Below are 13,105 nucleotides of genomic sequence, written 5' to 3' on the forward strand. Positions count from 1 at the left end.
TTTGTGGTGGTACATAACGGACATATGATGTTTGCCGATAAGAAGATCACCCCGGGGGGACACTGGATAGGGATCACATCGATCGCCTGCAAGCAAAGCCATGCGGATGCAGTGAAAACAGCACAGGCCTATGCCCTGACCTCAGTAGCCCTGTTTGAATCGTTTATCACCTGCTGGGGAGTGAAATACAAATATGCCTACGAGCGTCCGGTATCGGTGATCAATGAGAAGATCGATCATAACTGGCTGCCACTGCTGCAAACGCCGCCATTCCCGGAATATACGGCAGGGCACAGTACGATCAGTGCAGCCTCGGCCACAGTGCTGACACATGTATTTGGGGAGAACTATGCTTTCCAGGATACCAGTGACCGGAAATACATCGGCTTACAACGGCATTTCGATTCCTTCAACAAGGCAGCAGCCGAGACGGCCATGAGCCGGTTTTATGGAGGGATACATTACAAAAACAGCTCGCTGATGGGAGCAGAGCAGGGCAAACAGGTAGGCGAATACATCTGGCAAAAACTAAAACTCACTAAATAATATCGTAGTGGAAAAATTATTGTTGAATACTAAACTACATTATACACTTCGTTTTGCCTCAGTGATGTGCTTTATTGGGCATGGTGCTTTTGGTATCATTACAAAACCAATATGGGCTAATTATTTTGCAGTGTTTGGCATCGGCCATGATATGGCTTTTAACCTGATGCCGTTTGTTGGAATGCTTGATATTTTAATGGGAATTTCCTTGTTGTTTTATCCCACCAGGGCAATTCTTTTATGGCTAATTGTATGGGGTTTCATAACAGCATTATGCCGGCCACTATCAGGCGAACATTTTGCTGAAACGATTGAACGTGCGGGTAATTATGGTGCTCCATTAGCTTTATTAATCTTATCCGGATTTGGAAGTAAAAGGATCAAAACCTGGTTTATCGGTATTAGCCCCGATACGCTCATCACTGAAAAAACGCTGGCCTTAGCTACAACGTGCCTAAGGGTGGTGGTGTTCCTGCTTTTGGCTGGTCATGGCTGGCTCAACCTGGCAGAAAAGAAAAGCTTGCTTAGTCAGTATACATCATTAGGTTTTTCCAATCCCATACAAGTAGCTCATATTATTGGAGTATTCGAAATTCTGGCTGCATTAAGTGTGTTGATCAAACCTATTCGCCCGGTACTTTTAATCCTTCTGGTATGGAAAATTGGGACGGAGTTATTCTACCCGCATTGGGAGGCATTTGAGTGGATAGAGCGAGGGGGTAGTTATGGCGCAATCCTGGCCCTTTGGCTCATATTACCACAGCAATCTCTTAAATCACAACAAACTTTAAACACAATATCAATTAACTAAATCATCAACAAACAAAAATCAATCTTGATCTTCAAACAAAAACATGAGAAAAATCTACAAATTACCCCTTATTGCTTGTTTCTTATTATTAGTCAGTCACACAAATGTTTTCGCACAAGGCTGCGTAGCCATACGTAGTACAGGTGGTTTATGCACTATGGATTCGCATCCCGATAGCTCAGTTAAAAGTGGAGCGTGGCTTTTTAACAGTAATACCCGTTATTATAAATCTTTCAGACACTTTGTGGGAAAGGCGGAGCAATATCAACGTATTGATGTTATGCACAACAACGTTATCAACAAAGTAGTTACCCAGGATTTTGGATTTACAAGAATATTTAACGACCGCTGGTCATTGGCACTGGATATTCCATATGCAGATAACAGCCGCTCACAAGTGCAAAAGGGAAATGGAACCAGATTTAGCACGCACACATTTGGTTTGGGTGATATCCGGGTAACAGGATATTATTGGTTATTAAATCCTGCCAAAGTGCACAGAGGCAATATCCAGGTGGGTTTGGGCGCCAAATTCGCAACAGGCGCTTACAATTTGCAAGACTATTTCTTGCAGGCAGATGGCTCAAAATCTTTAGGCCCTGTGGATCAATCTATTCAATTAGGAGATGGTGGTACAGGTGTCAGTCTCGAACTGAATGCCTATTATAACTTTACCCATAAGTTTGGTCTTTACGCAAACTACTTCTATTTGGCTAATCCGCGAGATGTTAATGGAACACCACGGTCTGCCGGAACTCAAGATCCGAAAGTTGTTGCTGCAACAGGAGATATAGAAAGTGTACCTGATCAGGAATTGTTCAGAGGTGGTGCTAGCTTTGCTGTCGGTCATTTTGATCTTTCCGGCGGCGTACGTTATGATGTATTACCGGTTCGTGACCTATTTGGTAGCAGCGATGGCTTCAGAAGACCAGGCCGCATCTTCTCTGGTGAGCCTGGAGTAACTTATCGTTTTAAAAATATTGCGATATACGGGTTTTTCCCGATTGCTATTATCCGCGACCGTACGCAAAGTGTACCTGATTTAAGGACAACTGCTAGCAATGCGTCAACAACTGGTGCAGTGGCCCACGGCGATGCTGCATTTGCAGATTACGTTGTTAACATAGGACTTACAGTAAGATTTTAGTTGAGCAAATATTTACTGGTTGATTAGTTGAGAGCCGGGTGTGAGATCCCCGGCTTTTTTGTTATCAAATTCTCAGATTTTAAATATAAATTCCGTGTATCACCAAAACTTTATAGTTTTATAAAATGAATACTCCCGAACAAAATTTTGCAGCGTTGGGACTTAATTTGCCCCCTGCACCTCAGCCGTTAGGTGTTTACAAGCCTTACTTAATTGATGGAAAATACTTGTATGTATCAGGACACGGAACCGTGAAAGAGGACAAGACACTGATCATAGGCCGCATTGGCGAAACCATGACAGCCGAAGACGGCAAGCTGGCGGCACGCCAGGTTGGGTTAGCTATTTTATCAACCATAAAAACAAATCTGGGTAGCCTGGATAAAGTAAAGCGCGTGATCAAAGTATTGGGAATGGTAAACTGTACCCCTGACTTTGAAAAGCATCCTTTTATCATAAACGGATGCAGTGAGTTGTTTGCTAATGTTTGGGGTGAGGATAATGGTATCGGTGTTCGCAGTGCAGTGGGTATGGGCTCATTGCCTGATAATATCCCGGTTGAGATAGAGGCTTTGTTCGAATTAGTGTAAGCCAGAAATTCGTAAGACCGAGAGAAATGACCGATCAGAATTGGTATGTAATTAATGATATTGAAAAATTAGACACTCCTGCCCTGGTGATCTATTCGGGGAGGGTAAAAGAAAATATCAATATCTTGAAGGGAATGATAGATGATGTGTCGCGCCTACGCCCTCATGTAAAAACCCACAAATGTAAGGATGCGGCACTACTAATGCTGGAGGCAGGTATCAGCAAATTCAAATGTGCCACTATTGCCGAAGCTGAAATGCTGGGGATGAGCGAAGCACCTGACGTTCTGCTGGCTTATCAGCCCATCGGCCCCAAACTGGAACGTTTTGTTAAATTGATAAAGTCCTACGCTGCGACTCAATTCTCATGTCTTGTGGATAACATGGCTGCCGCGGAACAGATATCAGAAGTTGCACTTGAGGATGATGTAGTCATCCCTGTTTATATTGATTTGAATGTAGGTATGAATCGCACCGGTATAAAGCCGGATGACGGTGCATTAGCGCTTTATGGACATTGCAATACACTACAGGGTATTAAACTGATGGGTTTGCATGCCTATGATGGACATATTCACGACAAAGAACTGACGGTGCGAAAAGAACGGGCCGATGAAGTTTTTGCTAAGGTAGAACAATTACAAAGAGACTTCAAAAAGAAAAATTATCCTGAGCCTGTTATCATTGCAGGAGGATCACCTACATTCCCCGTTTATGCTGCGCGAGGCGTTGTTGAATGTAGCCCGGGCACTTTTATATATTGGGATAGAGGCTATAGCATGAACTGTGAAGAACAACCATTTTTAACTGCAGCGCTTGTGCTATCAAGGGTAATTTCATTGCCAGATGAAACCAAGCTTTGCCTTGACGTAGGTCATAAGTCCATATCTGCAGAAAATGAACTGATCAAGAGGATATTTTTTCTCAATGCTCCGGAACTGACTTTTGTTGGCCAGAGTGAGGAACATTTGGTGGTGGATGCAGGAAAAGATCACAGATATAACGTTGGGGACGTGTTGTATGGATTACCATATCATATATGCCCGACAATTGCTTTATATGAACGGGCGATAACCATTGAAAATAACCAGATAAGCGGGGAGTGGCGCAATATTGCCCGCGACAGAAAAATTACTATTTAATTCAGGTAGAGACGCGATGCATCGCGTCTCTATACCAACCAATCTAACCAATACAATAACCATGTTCACCATAGATGCCCACCTTGATTTAAGTATGAATGCCCTGGAATGGAACCGCGACCTGCGGCGCCCCATTTCAGAAATAAATGAACGTGAAAAAGGACTAACCGATAAACCCGACCGTGCAAAGGGTGTTGTGTCATTGCCTGACTTGAGAAGGGGAGAGATCGGTTTAGTAGTGGCTACACAAATTGGGCGATACGTAGCGCCTGATAACTCGCTTCCTGGCTGGCATTCGCCTGAACAGGCCTGGGCACAAACACAGGGGCAATTGGCCTGGTACAAGGCTATGGAAGAGGATGGGGAGATGGTGCAAATAACCGATCTGGAGAGCCTTGAAAAACATATTGAACTGTGGAAATATGCAATATCGACCCCCAATAAGCCTGTTGGTTATATTTTAAGTTTGGAAGGAGCTGATTCTATTGTCACTATAAAACATCTGGAAAGAGCTTATCGATATGGTTTGCGAGCAATAGGTCCGGCACATTATGGCCCTGGCAGATATGCCAATGGAACAGATGCCAGCGGAAAGATGGGAAAAGTGGGTCTTGAATTACTAAAAGAGATTGAACGATTAGGGATTATATTGGATGCGACACATCTCTGTGACGATGCTTTTTGGCAGGCATTAGACAATTTTAACGGCCATGTTTGGGCTAGTCATAATAACTGCCGTGCTTTGGTTAATCATAACCGGCAATACAGTGACGAAATGATCCGTGCGCTGATTGATCGCCGAGCAGTGATAGGAGCGGCCCTGGATGCCTGGATGATGGTGCCCGGATGGGTCAGGGGTGTATCGACACCAAAGGAAATGAAATGCAGTATGGAGGTAATGATTGATCACATCGATCATATATGCCAGATTGCCGGCAACTCATTACACGTTGGTATGGGCACTGATTTGGATGGCGCATTTGGAAAAGAACAATGCCCGTATGATCTGGAAACAATTGCCGATCTGCAAAAAGTACCTGCGCTTTTAACTAAACGGGGATATACTGAACAGGATATTGAAAATATGATGCATGGTAACTGGCTTCGTTTTATACGTAATGCATGGGCCTGATCTTATTTCAGATGACTATATGTTGATTTGATCTGAAACTTCACGTTATTTGCAGGTGTAACCCTTTATAAATCTATGAACGCAGAGCAAACACGGTTGCAGGATAATGACTGGAAACAATGGGGGCCCTATGTAAGCGATCGCCAATGGGGAACTGTAAGGGAAGATTATAGTGCTAATGGTGACGCATGGAATTATGTTACTCACGATATGGCGCGGAGCAAGGCCTACCGCTGGAATGAAGAGGGTATAGCTGGTATCTGTGATGATTTACAATTATTATGTTTCTCACTTGCTTTGTGGAATAAGAAAGATCCAATCATCAAAGAGCGTTATTTCGGCTTAAGCAACCCCGAGGGAAATCATGGTGAAGATGTAAAAGAGTTATACTATTATCTGGATAGCACCCCTACGCACTCCTATATGAAAATGCTGTACAAATATCCGCAGCAGGAGTATCCATATACGTGGCTGATTAATGAGAATAAACGACGTACAAGGAACGATCCGGAGTTTGAACTGGTTGATACGGGTATATTTAATGAGGATAAGTATTTTGATGTCTTTACTGAATATGCCAAAGGTGCACCGGGAGAAATTTATATCAGGATCGCTGTTCATAATCGTGGCGATGCTGAAGCCTCATTGCATGTATTGCCCACTATCTGGTTTCGTAATACCTGGGATTGGGGATATGATGACTATACACCACGGCTGGCTCAGGACTCGCCGGGTGTAATGGATATATATCATAAAGATTTAGGGCAATATTGGTTAAAAGCAGAAGGCGCGCCTGAATTCTTGTTTTGTGATAATGAAACCAATACCAGCCGTTTATACAATTACAATGATGGCAAGGAGTTCTATAAAGACGGCATAAACGATTATCTGATTCATGACGCTAATACCGTCAACCTGAAGAATGAGGGTACGAAAGCATCTGTAAATTATGATATAACAATTCCAGCTAAACAGAGCGTTACAATACGGCTAAGGTTGACACAGGATGCAAAGAATTCTTTTGATGATTTTGATAAAGTATTCCATGCAAGAATTGCCGAAGCTGATGAATTTTACAACACACTTCAACAACATTCAAGCGATACCGATCACGGGATGATACAACGCCAGGCATTTGCCGGCATGTTATGGAGCAAACAATATTATCACTACGATATTCACAATTGGTTAAATGGTGATCCCAATGAACCTAAACCACCTGCCGAACGGTTGAATGGAAGGAATAATAAATGGCAGCACCTGAATACCCGTGCAATTATATCTATGCCCGATAAATGGGAGTATCCGTGGTTTGCCTCATGGGATTTGGCTTTTCATTGTCTCGCCTTAGCCAATGTGGACATGGTTTTCGCTAAGAGACAGCTATTGTTATTGACCCGCGATTGGTATATGCATCCAAACGGTCAGTTGCCCGCCTATGAGTGGGACTTTGGCGACGCAAACCCGCCGGTGCATGCCATGGTCACCTGGACGATTTATAAGCAGGATAAGCAAGCCAATGGCGGAAACGGTGATTTACGTTTCCTGGAGCGGATATTTCATAAACTGATGCTCAACTTTACATGGTGGGTAAATCGTAAGGATGCACAGGGTAATAATATTTTTGAAGGAGGGTTCTTAGGACTGGACAACATCGGGGTGTTTGACAGGAATGCCCGTTTAGCAGATGGACAATATCTTGAGCAGGCTGATGGCACCAGTTGGATGGCAATGTATTCGCTTAATCTGCTTCGCATTGCATCGGAGTTGACAGCTAATAACAGTGCTTATGCAGATATAGCATCTAAATTTTTCGAGCACTTCATTTATATCGTTGGTGCCATGTCAAATCTGGGGCAAGACAACGAGGGTTTGTGGGATGAGGAGGATGACTTTTTCTATGATCAACTTAAATCGCCTGATAACAGCGTGCAAAAAATGAAAATCAGGAGTATTGTCGGATTAATCCCCCTTTTTGCAACGGAAGTATTGGATGATAAGGAGATAACTGACAGCCCGATATTCAAAGACAGGATGAAGTGGTTTACAGATAACCGTCCTGATCTTGCTGCATTGGTGTCGCGCTGGAATGAGAAAAATCCACAAGGAAAGCATTTGCTCAGTTTGCTTCGCGGGTATCGAATGAAGTCGTTGCTCAGGTATATGCTGGATGAGGATGAGTTTCTGAGTCCATATGGTATACGTTCGGTATCAAAATATCACCTGAATAATCCGTACCGTGTAAAGATTGATGGGCATGAGTTTAGCGTTAAATATCTTCCTGCAGAGAGCGATAGTGGCCTGTTCGGTGGTAATAGTAACTGGCGCGGACCGGTTTGGGTACCTATCAACTACTTGATCATTGATAGTCTGCATCGCTTTTATCAGTACTATGGTGATGATTATAAAGTAGAGTGTCCGACGAACTCCGGTGTTTTTATGAACCTGAAAGAGGTTGCTGATCATTTATACTATCGTTTGCTCAAAATATTCCTGCGTGATGAAAATGGCAAACGGGCGGTATTCGGTCATTATGATAAGATGCAGTTTGATCCTGAGTTTAAAGACTACATATTGTTTTACGAATATTTTGATGGTGATAACGGCCGCGGAGCAGGTGCATCACATCAAACAGGTTGGACCGGATTAATTGCCAATTGTCTCCTTTAAGGTTATAACAGGTGTTTTGAAGATTAAAAAGATTGTTTTGGATAATCTTTGCTTTGAAATTATAATATTTACTAAATTGTACTTTAGTATAAAATATAAACTCTAATAATGAATTCTCAAATTACAGCTATAGGTGTATATGCACCATCACAGGTTATCACTAATGATTGGTTTGCCGATAAGATCGAAACAAATAACGAATGGATCATTTCGAGAACCGGCATCAGAGAACGGAGGTTCACCGAACCGGACGAATATACCAGCGATATATGTGTTAAAGCAGTTAAAAATCTGATAGCTGAAAATCCGGGAGTTACTACCGAAGGTGTTGATTTCATTATTGTGGGCACCACTACTGCCGATCAGGTGATGCCCAGCATGGCTAGTCAAATACAGAATGCTTTAAATATACAGGATGCCGGTTGCCTTGATATTATGGCGGCCTGTGCAGGCTTTGTTTATGGTATTATTTTGGCGAAAGGTTTGATTGCTGCAGGGACTCATAAAAAAGTATTGGTGTTTGGCGCCGAAACGCTGTCAAAATTCACCGACTTTAATGATCGTACCTCCTGTATATTATTTGGCGATGGCGCAGGAGTGGCGCTGGTTGAAGCGTCAGAAAAATCAAAGATATATAATACGATTACTGGTACAGATGGTAGTCATGGTAAGGATCTTTACCTGTCGCAGCATGCTTCTGTAGTCAACGGGGAAGAAATTGTTCCTAACGGAAAAATCCACCAAAATGGTAAAGTTGTGTTTAAGTGGGCTATTCAAACTATTACCAATAAAGTAGGTGAATTGCTGTCTAAGAATGCGTTAAAATTGGAGGACCTGGACTGGGTCATATTGCATAGCGCCAATTTGAGGATCATTGAAGCGGTTGCACAAGAACTTAATGTTCCGATGGACAAAATGCTGACCAGTATTGAGTTATATGGAAACACATCGTCAGCCTCAATACCATTGGCGTGGGACCTGGCAGCAAAATCCGGTAAAATAAAGAAGGGCAATAAAATGCTGCTGCTTGGCTTTGGCGGTGGCTTAACTTATGCAGGTGTGATCGTCGAAGTGTGATTGTCATTAGTCTTAGTCATTAGTATTTTACTCCTGATAACTGGTTACTGATTAACTAATCACCATTATACAGTCAATCCTGTATATAGTTTTGAATAAACTCATCCTCACTGATCGCTTTGACGATTTCTGTAATGATTCGATACTCCTCTGATTTATTATCAATCGTATTGGCATAGCTGTCTAATTCATACGAATAATCAATCGCTTCCTGTTCGTCTTCAAATTTCATAATGACATCATTATTGATCTCTGAATCGAATCCGTCGGGAGGTGTCGGGATATCATATTTATTCAGTTCGGCAAGCGTGATCGGTGACCGGCCATCCGAACTAATCTCAATGACTAACATATTGTTATTCCTCTTATAGTTAACTCTTGTTACAACAATTCTATAGTCAAAAGGTTTAATAACTCACGCTGACCTTAATAATTTGATAATCCAAGTTAATTTTGATTTAACAGCCGCATTGAGTATTTTAAGCCGTAATGACGGATAATAGAAAAGAACATCTTAAAAAAGTTTTAAAACCGGTTCATTTATGGGCCATAGCTGTTGGCCTGGTTATCTCCGGCGAATATTTCGGGTGGAATTTAGGCTGGGGCGTTGCTGGCACCATCGGTTTTCTTATCGCAACACTGGTAGTGACCATAATGTATGTTACTTTCATTTTTAGCTATACCGAATTGACTACGGCTATTCCCCATGCTGGTGGTGCATTTGCCTACGCATACCGCGCTATGGGGCCAATAGCCGGGCTGATAGCAGGTTATGCAACACTCATCGATTTTTTATTTGCCACGCCTGCCATCGCCTTTGCTTTAGGAAGTTATCTTCATTTTTTATACCCCCCTGTTTCGGTATTGCAATCGGCCATAGTATTTAATCTGCTGTTTATGGCTATCAATGTATGGGGAGTAAAAGAATCTGCAACATTTTCAGTATTTATCACCCTGTTGGCAGTAGCTGAGTTGTTGCTTTTTATGGGGATTATTTCGCCACACTTTAAAATGGGTAATTATTTGAGCCACCCTATGCCATTTGGTGTGAGCGGAATATTCGCAGCATTACCTTTTGCTGTGTGGTTTTATTTAGCGATAGAAGGTGTGGCCATGGTGGCAGAAGAAGTGCAGGAACCCAAACGCAATATTCCCAAAGGATATCTTTACGGGATTGGTACCCTGATGTTTTTGGCCCTAGGGGTGATGATCCTGACTGGAGGGATAACCGACTGGCGTAAACTAAGTAACCTGGATTATCCGTTGCCCGAGGCAATAAGTATCGTATTAGGCAAATCAAATGGATTGACAAAAATATTTGCCAGCATTGGTTTATTTGGGCTGATTGCGTCTTTTCATGGCACCATACTGGCGTCTTCCCGCCAGGTATACGCTATGGCGCGTAGTACTTATTTGCCTAGTTTTCTGGCATCGGTGAATCACCGGTTTAAAACGCCTCATTGGGCAATCCTCGCCGGAGGACTGATCAGTTTTATTGCCTTGTATACCGGAACTACTGCACAGATCATCATCTTATCGGTGATGGGAGCTGTGCTGATGTATATGTTGAGCATGATCAGTTTATTTGTACTGCGAAAAAAGGAGCCTGATCTTGAAAGACCATTTGCTTCTCCGTTTTATCCATATTTTCCGGCTATTGCCCTGGTACTGTCAGGACTGTGCCTGGTTGCGATTATCTATTACAACTGGTTACTTAGTCTGATTTTTTTAGGAGGCCTTGGTGTTGCTGTTCTGATATTTATGCTGATGGGTAAGCATAGGGTGAAGATAATGGATGATGTATTACTTGAAAAAGCTGCTGTATTAGCCGAAACAGAATAAACTATGTCATATCATCATACCATCGGCAGAAAGACTTACAGGTTTAACGACCTGAAAACGCTGCTGGCAAAGGCATCCCCTCATCGATCAGGAGATGTATTGGCCGGCATTGCTGCCGAAAGTTATGAAGAACGGGTAGCTGCCCAGATTGCATTATCCGACGTTCCTTTAAAAGCTTTTCTGAGCGAAGCAATTATCCCGTACGAACACGACGAAATAACAAGATTAATAATTGATAATCATGATATAACGGCTTTTAATTTAATAAATAGTTTAACTGTTGGCGAGTTAAGAGATTGGCTTTTGAGGGATGAAACGGATACGAAAACATTACAGGATCTTGCACCGGGTATTACACCAGAAATGGCTGCGGCTGTATCGAAACTGATGCGTAACCAGGATCTGATTGCTGTTGCAAAGAAATGTGAGGTGGTTACCAGGTTCAGAAATACGATTGGATTAAAGGGGCATTTCTCAACACGCTTGCAACCCAATCATCCAACAGACGATCCAAAAGGAATTGCTGCCAGCATGATCGACGGTCTGTTATACGGTAGCGGAGACGCTGTTATCGGCATCAATCCGGCTACGGACAGCCCGGCAGAAGTGAATAACCTTTTATTACTAATGGACACGCTTCGCCAGCAATTCGATATTCCAACCCAGAGCTGTGTGTTGTCTCATGTTACCACTACGCTTGAGTTGGTAAGACAAGGAGCCCCGGTCGATCTTTGCTTTCAGTCGATAGGCGGTACAGAGAAAAGCAATTCCAGTTTTGGTATCAGTCTGGCTTTGCTTGACCAGGCCTATGAGGCAACATTATCACTTAACCGCGGAACGGTAGGAAACAATGTGATGTATTTTGAAACAGGGCAGGGTAGTGAGTTATCGGCCAATGCGCATCACGGCGTCGACCAACAGACTTGTGAAGCAAGGGCTTATGCAGTAGCAAGGAAATATAATCCACTGCTTGTAAACACGGTGGTAGGTTTTATCGGGCCTGAATATTTATATGATGGTAAACAGATCATCCGTGCAGCTTTGGAGGATCACTTCTGCGGAAAATTACTCGGCTTGCCTATGGGAGTGGACATTTGTTATACCAATCACGCCGAAGCTGATCAGGATGATATGGATAACCTGTTGACATTGCTTGGCGTTGCTGGTTGTAATTTTATAATGGGAGTGCCCGGCTCAGATGATATTATGCTGAATTATCAGTCAACCTCGTTTCATGATGCTTTGTACATCAGAAATGCGCTTGGATTAAGACCCGCGCCCGAATTTGAGCAATGGCTGATTAAACAAGGTATTTTGGATAGCAATGGGATGTTAATAAATCACACCAATCCACGTTTATGGAACGAAATGAAGGGAATATGGACGAGATAAAGGATAGGGAGATATCTCATGATGAACTTTTACATGGTCTAAGACAGTTTACCGCTGCCCGCATAGGTATAGGGCGGACAGGCGCCAGTATTCCAATCAGTCAGTCACTGGAGTTAAAATTAGCCCACGCGCATGCACGCGACGCTGTTTATTCGGAATTGGATATCGATAAATTGTCAGCTGATTTAAAACAGTTTGAACTCCTTGTTTTAGTATTGCACAGTAAAGCGGCTTATCGTGAGCAATATCTTCAGCGCCCTGATCTTGGGCGTCAATTAGATGAAGCGTCCGTTAGTACGCTAAGATATTATTCACATGACAAAACGGATATTACAATTATTATAGCCGATGGGTTGTCGGCAACGGCGGTTAATCACAATACAATTGGCCTGCTTAAAATATTGATTCCGCAGTTACAAGCCTCCGGATTTAAACTTGCGCCCCTGTGCTTAGTGAAACAAGGGAGGGTTGCTATTGCAGATCACATTGGTGCGGATCTTAACTCCAGGTTGGCTATTATTCTGATCGGCGAGCGGCCCGGTCTGAGCTCCGCTGATAGCATGGGAGTTTATCTTACCTACAATCCCAAAGTTGGTTTAACGGACGAGTCGCGCAACTGTATTTCTAATATCCGGCCTCATGGCCTAACATTTAAAATGGCTTCTAAAAAGATATTCTACCTCATACAGGAAGCTTTTAAGCGCAAATTATCAGGCGTAGTGTTGAAAGACAACACGGGTCTTTTAGATAGTTAGA

12 protein-coding genes are annotated in these 13,105 nt (G+C 42.8%); 11 read left to right on the top strand and 1 reads right to left on the bottom strand.

Annotation, left to right across the window (positions count from 1 at the left end; all coding sequences use genetic code 11):
- The 8 genes from Q3A68_RS02645 to Q3A68_RS02680 form a co-directional block, all read left to right on the top strand.
- On the top strand, positions 1 to 546 hold a 546-nt coding region (locus Q3A68_RS02645; protein ID WP_302899466.1), incomplete at its 5' end, for a vanadium-dependent haloperoxidase.
- Between the two features lie 7 nt (positions 547 to 553).
- Positions 554 to 1,357: a hypothetical protein gene (locus Q3A68_RS02650; RefSeq protein WP_302899467.1), complete on the top strand. Its 804-nt coding sequence runs from the start codon at positions 554 to 556 to the stop codon at positions 1,355 to 1,357.
- A 43-nt stretch (positions 1,358 to 1,400) separates the two neighbouring features.
- Positions 1,401 to 2,504 (top strand): hypothetical protein, encoded by a 1,104-nt coding sequence (locus tag Q3A68_RS02655; protein WP_302899468.1) that lies wholly within the window; start codon positions 1,401 to 1,403, stop codon positions 2,502 to 2,504.
- 125 nt (positions 2,505 to 2,629) lie between these two features.
- Positions 2,630 to 3,094, top strand: coding sequence for a RidA family protein (locus tag Q3A68_RS02660; RefSeq protein ID WP_302899469.1), 465 nt, complete (start codon positions 2,630 to 2,632; stop codon positions 3,092 to 3,094).
- 26 nt (positions 3,095 to 3,120) lie between these two features.
- Positions 3,121 to 4,236 (top strand): D-TA family PLP-dependent enzyme, encoded by a 1,116-nt coding sequence (locus tag Q3A68_RS02665; protein ID WP_302899470.1) that lies wholly within the window; start codon positions 3,121 to 3,123, stop codon positions 4,234 to 4,236.
- A 16-nt stretch (positions 4,237 to 4,252) separates the two neighbouring features.
- Positions 4,253 to 5,368, top strand: a complete 1,116-nt coding sequence (locus tag Q3A68_RS02670; RefSeq protein WP_368045649.1) for a dipeptidase — start codon at positions 4,253 to 4,255, stop codon at positions 5,366 to 5,368.
- A 75-nt stretch (positions 5,369 to 5,443) separates the two neighbouring features.
- Complete coding sequence (locus Q3A68_RS02675; RefSeq protein ID WP_302899471.1) at positions 5,444 to 8,038, top strand: MGH1-like glycoside hydrolase domain-containing protein; 2,595 nt, start codon at positions 5,444 to 5,446, stop codon at positions 8,036 to 8,038.
- Positions 8,039 to 8,146: 108 nt separating this feature from the next.
- Positions 8,147 to 9,115 (top strand): beta-ketoacyl-ACP synthase III, encoded by a 969-nt coding sequence (locus tag Q3A68_RS02680; protein WP_302899472.1) that lies wholly within the window; start codon positions 8,147 to 8,149, stop codon positions 9,113 to 9,115.
- 73 nt (positions 9,116 to 9,188) lie between these two features.
- On the opposite strand, the gene Q3A68_RS02685 is transcribed toward Q3A68_RS02680, so the two are convergent.
- Complete coding sequence (locus Q3A68_RS02685) at positions 9,189 to 9,467, bottom strand: hypothetical protein (protein ID WP_302899474.1); 279 nt, start codon at positions 9,465 to 9,467, stop codon at positions 9,189 to 9,191.
- Between the two features lie 137 nt (positions 9,468 to 9,604).
- Between Q3A68_RS02685 and eat the strand changes: the two genes are divergently transcribed.
- The 3 genes from eat to eutC are packed head-to-tail and all read left to right on the top strand — an operon-like array spanning position 9,605 to position 13,104.
- Complete coding sequence (gene eat, locus Q3A68_RS02690; protein WP_302899475.1) at positions 9,605 to 10,957, top strand: ethanolamine permease; 1,353 nt, start codon at positions 9,605 to 9,607, stop codon at positions 10,955 to 10,957.
- Between the two features lie 3 nt (positions 10,958 to 10,960).
- On the top strand, positions 10,961 to 12,349 hold the full coding sequence (locus Q3A68_RS02695; protein ID WP_302899477.1) for an ethanolamine ammonia-lyase subunit EutB: 1,389 nt from the start codon (positions 10,961 to 10,963) through the stop codon (positions 12,347 to 12,349).
- On the top strand, positions 12,316 to 13,104 hold the full coding sequence (gene eutC, locus Q3A68_RS02700; RefSeq protein ID WP_302899478.1) for an ethanolamine ammonia-lyase subunit EutC: 789 nt from the start codon (positions 12,316 to 12,318) through the stop codon (positions 13,102 to 13,104). The genes Q3A68_RS02695 and eutC overlap by 34 nt, the downstream gene beginning before the upstream one ends.
- The last annotated feature ends 1 nt before the right edge of the window (position 13,105 follow it).

The sequence above is a fragment of the Mucilaginibacter tolerans genome (assembly GCF_030519375.1).
Taxonomy (GTDB): Bacteria; Bacteroidota; Bacteroidia; order Sphingobacteriales; family Sphingobacteriaceae; genus Mucilaginibacter.